This window comes from Neoroseomonas rubea (assembly GCF_016106015.1).
Lineage (GTDB): Bacteria > Pseudomonadota > Alphaproteobacteria > Acetobacterales > Acetobacteraceae > Neoroseomonas > Neoroseomonas rubea.
Window position 1 is genome coordinate 1 of the sequence record NZ_JACADQ010000332.1, and the last position, 4,633, is coordinate 4,633.

General features: G+C 70.9%; 5 protein-coding genes. 2 read left to right on the plus strand and 3 right to left on the minus strand.

The features are described from left to right. Nucleotides 1-914: UDP-glucose 4-epimerase GalE (gene galE, locus HW577_RS21040; RefSeq protein ID WP_198378081.1), on the minus strand; the 914-nt coding region annotated here is incomplete at its 3' end. Nucleotides 915-967: 53 nt separating this feature from the next. On the opposite strand from galE, the gene mepA reads away from it, so the two are divergent. Further along, nucleotides 968-1,792, plus strand: coding sequence for a penicillin-insensitive murein endopeptidase (gene mepA, locus HW577_RS21045; RefSeq protein WP_198378082.1), 825 nt, complete (start codon nt 968-970; stop codon nt 1,790-1,792). Between the two features lie 136 nt (nt 1,793-1,928). Here the strand turns inward: mepA and HW577_RS21050 are convergent, their stop codons facing one another. Both HW577_RS21050 and HW577_RS21055 read right to left on the minus strand, forming a co-directional pair. Then, nucleotides 1,929-2,807: a helix-turn-helix domain-containing protein gene (locus tag HW577_RS21050; protein WP_198378083.1), complete on the minus strand. Its 879-nt coding sequence runs from the start codon at nt 2,805-2,807 to the stop codon at nt 1,929-1,931. Nucleotides 2,808-2,994: 187 nt separating this feature from the next. Continuing rightward, nucleotides 2,995-3,879 carry a 2-hydroxy-3-oxopropionate reductase gene (locus HW577_RS21055; protein WP_198378084.1) on the minus strand — a complete coding sequence of 295 codons (885 nt, stop codon included), beginning with the start codon at nt 3,877-3,879 and terminating at the stop codon, nt 2,995-2,997. Between the two features lie 141 nt (nt 3,880-4,020). Here HW577_RS21055 and HW577_RS21060 point away from each other — a divergent pair. Then, a partial coding sequence (locus tag HW577_RS21060) for a hypothetical protein (protein WP_232475114.1) occupies nt 4,021-4,633 on the plus strand: 613 nt, incomplete at its 3' end.

Below are 4,633 nucleotides of genomic sequence, written 5' to 3' on the forward strand. Positions count from 1 at the left end.
CGCGGCGCCCAGCCGGTCTCGGCGCGCAGGCGGTCGGAGGCGGCGACGAGAACCGCGGGGTCGCCCGCGCGGCGCGGGCCGATGCTGTGCGGCACGGGCCGGCCGCCGACCCGCTCCACCGCCGCGATCACTTCCTTCACCGAGGCCCCGTGCCCGCTGCCGACGTTGTAGCGGCAGGAGCCATGCGTCTCGAGCCGCGCGAGCGCTGCGAGATGCGCCTCGGCGAGGTCCGTCACATGGACGTAGTCGCGGATGCAGGTGCCATCCGGCGTCGCGTAGTCCTGCCCGAAGACGGTCAGCGGCGGGCGGCGGCCCATCGCCGCGTCGATGGCGAGCGGCACGAGGTGCGTCTCGGGATCGTGGTCCTCCCCCGCGCGGCCCTGCGGATCGGACCCGGCGGCATTGAAGTAGCGCAGCGCGGCGTAGCGGAGCCCGTGGATGCGCGCGGCCCAGTCGAGCCCTTCCTCCACCATCCGCTTGCTGTCGCCATAGGGGTTGGACGGCGCGATGCGGCAGTCCTCGTCGATCGGCACGCGATCCGGGTCGCCGAACAGCGCGGCGGTGGAAGACAGTACGAAGCGGAGGCAGCCGCCCTTGATCGCGGCCTCCGCCAGGCGCAGCGAATGGGCGACGTTCTCGGCGATGTAGTGCAGCGGCTCCCGCATCGAGGCGCCGACGATCGACAGCGCGGCGAAATGCAGCACCGCGTCGAAGCGCCAGGCGCCAAAAACCTCGGCGACGCGCTTCGTGTCGGCGAGTTCGGCTTCGACCAGCGCGGCCCCGGCGGGCACGGCGGCGCGATGGCCTTGGGAGAGGTTGTCGAGCACCACGACATCATGGCCGCGGTCGAGAAGGGCGAGCACGGCGTGGCTGCCGACGAAGCCGGCGCCGCCGGTGACGAGGTAACGGGCCAAGAAGGAAGTCCCCGCGATGGCGTTGCGGGCCCGATCTGCTCTAGCAATCGGGCATGCACAAGGCAGGACTCGGCGCGGCTCTCGCGCTTCTGATCAGCGGCGCGGCGGCGGCGCAGGGCAATGGCTGGGGTGGCGTGTCCTCGCCGGCGCCGGGGCCGGCGCGGATCATCGGCGGCACCTCGCTCGGCTGCATCGCGGGCGCGGTGCAGTTGCCGTCGGAGGGGCCGGGCTGGCAGGCGGTGCGGGTCTCCCGCAACCGCCACTGGGGGCATCCGGTGCTGATCGAATGGGTGCGCGGCTTCGCGGGGGAGGCACAGCGGCGCGGGTTCCCCGACCTCTGGATCGGCGACCTCGCCCAGCCCCGCGGCGGGCCGATGACCTACGGCCATGCCAGCCACCAGACCGGGATCGATGTCGACATCTGGCTCGACCTTTCGGCCAAGCCGCGGCTGCCGGCGGCGGCGCGGGAGGATATCCGCGTGACCTCGCTGGTGCTCCCGGACGAGACCGGCGTCGATCCCGCGCGATTCACGGACCGGCACGCGGCGCTTATCCGGCTGGCGGCAGAGCGGCCGGGCGTGGACCGGCTGCTTGTGAACCATGCGATCAAGCGTGAATTGTGCCGTCGCCATCGCGGCGAGGCATGGCTCAGGCGCGTGCGGCCGTGGCGGGGGCATGATTCGCACATGCATATCCGCCTGCGCTGCCCGGCCGGGCAGGCGGAATGCCTCGACATTGCGCCGCCGCCGGCGGGCGATGGCTGCGATGCCAGCCTCGACTGGTGGCTGAGCGAGGAGGCGCGGCGGCCGGCACCGCGCCCACCGGGGCCGCCGCCACGGTTGCCCGCGGCGTGCGCGGGGGTGCTGGCGGCGCGCTGAGGCGGCACCGAACGTCCCTGGTCCTTCGCGTCGGCGAAGCCGGATTCCAGAGGCGTGTCGATTCAGTGCGCGGCCTCGGCGTCAGGGCCGTGCGCCGGGTTTGGCGCACGGCGAACCCTGAAGGCGCTCGGGCCTGTCAGATCGGCCCGTGCTCGCGGATCAGCGCGCGGATGCGGGCGGCGGCCTCGCTGCCCTTCAGCGCGTCGCGCCAAGCGGCTTCCGCGACACGCTGGTGCGTGCCGACCGCCTCATCCGCCGCGGTGATGAAGGCGACGCCGCAGGCGGCCCCGGGATGCGCATCGGGCGAGAAGGCGCTGCCGACGACATGCGCGCGGTCGCGCCCGCGCAGGACCATGAAGGCGCCGGAAGGCTCGCTGCCGGAGATCAGGCCGATCTGCAGGCCGATCGGCACACTTTCCATGTGCTCCGCGATCGCTTCGGCTTCCGCACGGGCGGCGAGGCGGCAGCGCATGCGGGAGCGGTCGGACAGCGTCAGGCCCGGTGCGATGCCTTCGGCCAGCATGCGCGCAATCGAAGGTTCGCCGAGGATGGCGATGATGTTCGGCTTACGGGACTGCTGCAGCTTCTTGCGCGCCGCCAGCAGGCCGAGCATCTGCTCCGCCTGGGTGCGGGCGAGGAGCCGGTCCTGCGACGCGTCGGCGAGTTCCGTCCAGGCCTCGGCCAGCGCGCCGTCGAAGGCTTCGGTCGCGACCGGGTAAACGAGGGCGCCGCCGACCTGCAGCACCTGGTCGGCCTGCTCCTCCACCTGGCGCAGCCTTTCCTGGAAGGCAGCGGGTCGGCCGAAATACTCGACGCCGATCCCGAGCAGCGAAAGCGGCGAGATCTTCAGCAGTTCCGCCAAGCGGCGGATCGTGTCGAGCTTGATGACCTCGCCCTTCTCGTACCGATAGAGCGCGGCACGGGACACACCGAGTCGGGCGGCGATTTCCTCAGCCCGAAGGCCGGATTCCAGTCGATAGGCACGCAATTGCTGCCCGATCTCCGCGAAGCGCATCATTCCCTCCCGCTGCGAGACAGGCTCATCCTAGACGAAAGGCCTTCTGTTTTCGAGACACAATCTCAAGTTACGAATACATTTCGGTCGAAAATCGCAACAAAGCCCGATATTCGTGCACGGACCCGGTCGGAGGTGACCCGCGGGGGAGGCCGACCCGAAGCCCAGGCTTCGGGTCGGCCGCGTGTCACGATTCCTCGGCCACCTTGTGCGCGGCGAGCGTCTCGAGCGCCTTGACCAGCCCGGAATGGTCAAGTTCGGCGCCGCCCGCCGCCGCGACCGCGGCGAACAATTGCTGGGTGGAGGCCGTGTTCGGCAGCGCGACGCCAAGGTCCCGGCCCGCCTGCAGGGCAAGGTTGAGGTCCTTCTGGTGCAGGCGGATGCGGAAGCCCGGCGCGAAGGTCCGCTTGATCATCCGTTCCCCGTGCAGTTCCAGGATCCGGGAGGTCGCGAGGCCGCCCATCAGCGCCTGGCGGACCTTGGCCGGGTCGGCGCCGGCCTTGGAGGCGAAGGTCAGCGCTTCCGCCACCGCCTCGATCGTGAGCGCCACGATGATCTGGTTGGCGACCTTGCAGGTCTGGCCGGCGCCGACCGGGCCGACGAGCGTGATGTTCTTGCCCATCGCCTCGAACAGCGGCCTGGCGCGCGCGAAGGCGGCCTCGGAGCCGCCGCACATGATCGTGAGCGTTGCCTGCTTGGCGCCGACCTCGCCGCCCGAGACCGGCGCATCGACATAGTCGCAGCCGAGTGCGGCGATCTTCTCGGCGAAGGCCTTGGTGGCGGTCGGGCTGATCGAGGACATGTCGATCACGAGCGTGCCGGCCTTCAGGCCCTCCGCCACGCCGCCGGAGCCGAACAGCACCGCCTCCACATCGGGGGTGTCGGGCACCATCAGGATGACCGCCTCGGCGCTTGCCGCGGCGGACTTTGCGTCGGGCACGACGGCGAAGGCTGCGCGGTCCTCGGCGGTCAGGCTGCGGCGCTCGACGACCGTGATGTCGTGGCTGGCGGCCTTGAGGTGGCCGGCCATGGGGCGGCCCATGATGCCGAGGCCGATGAAGGCGATCTTCATGCGTTTCTCTCCGAAGGGAGGGGGGCGCGGACGCCCGACGTCCGGGGTGGAGAGATAGCCCAGGGGCGACGGGGCTGCCATAGCAGGGCATCGAGGCAGGGCCACCGTCAGCGACTCGCGAGATCGTGAGAATTTGCGTGCGTGTCAACGATCCATTTGGTAGATATCCTCGCTAGCGTAGTCCAAAAAATGAGCTACTTCATGCCCGTTGCACGCATTCCGACATGTTTGACAATGCTGTTCGCGTTGGTCGGGGTGGGCCTCGCGCCCACCACGCCGGCCCGCGCGCAGGACAGCTTTGTCCGCGTCTCGGATGGAGCGACGGGGCGTCCGGTGCTCTCCATCCTCGGCACCGGTGTCGGCCAGCCCTATACGGCGCTGGTCGTTGACCTGGGCTGCCCGACGGCTTCGAGTTGGACGATCGACGTGGTCGGCCCGGAGTTCCGGCCCGGCGCACCGGTCAGCCTTGGCTTCGGCGATGTGCGCGGGGGCTGGCATGCGGTGGTGCTGCGGGAGGCACGGCTTGAGCCCGATGGCCGGCTCCGGCTCGGCATCGACCGCGCATCCTTCCGCGCCGCGATCCTGGCCGCGCGGGGCGACGAGGCGTCGTCACCGGGTGCGGACGCCATGCTGATGATCGGCGAGGGGCTGGGCGTCTCCGTCGCACTTGATGGGCTGGTGCGCGAGATGTCGGCTTTCGCGCGGGATTGCGAGGCTCCGCGCCGCGCCGCGCCGCAGCAGGCCGCGCCCCGCG